Here is a 547-nt window from a genome sequence, read left to right as displayed (position 1 = left end):
CAACTGAATACGAAGAACAGCACCAAAATGACCATCAATGCATGAGCGCGCGCGAGGATCTGTGAGCTGCGCTCGTCGGCGTGCACACCGTAACGACGCTTCTGGTCCATCGCGAACGCCGAGATGATCGGCGAATGGTTGAACGAGAACACCATCACCGTAATCGCCAGCCACAGCGTGTGCAGCAGCGCTGACGGCGCCGGCACTTGCGACGCGGTGGCGAGGATGCCGCCATTCCAGTGCGGAATCAGGTACACGCCAAGGAACAGCAGCGCAACGAGGAACGGATAGACCATCAGGCGAATGGCTTTGACGATCGCCTGCTCACCGAAACGCACCACGGCCAGCAGGCCGAGAATCAGCACGAACGACAGCAACGCGCGCGGCGGCGGCGTGATGTGCAGTTGGTGGTCGAGGAAACTGGCGACCGTGTTGGTCAGGCCGACGCTGTAGATCAACAGGATCGGGAAGATGGCAAAGAAGTACAGCAGCGTGATCAAGGCACCGGCCTTGATACCGAAATGCTGCTCGACCACTTCGGTAATAT

The 547-nt window shown here is 59.2% G+C and carries 1 pseudogene; it reads right to left on the bottom strand.

What is annotated here, in order from left to right:
- A pseudogene (locus tag J5M71_RS26880) lies at positions 1–547 on the bottom strand (HAAAP family serine/threonine permease); the annotation flags it as partial.

Origin of the sequence: Pseudomonas sp. 43(2021), from assembly GCF_017490805.1 — a bacterium.
Lineage (GTDB): Bacteria > Pseudomonadota > Gammaproteobacteria > Pseudomonadales > Pseudomonadaceae > Aquipseudomonas.
The sequence above is the reverse complement of the archived record's forward strand: the minus strand, read 5'-3'. Positions and strand labels throughout refer to the sequence as shown.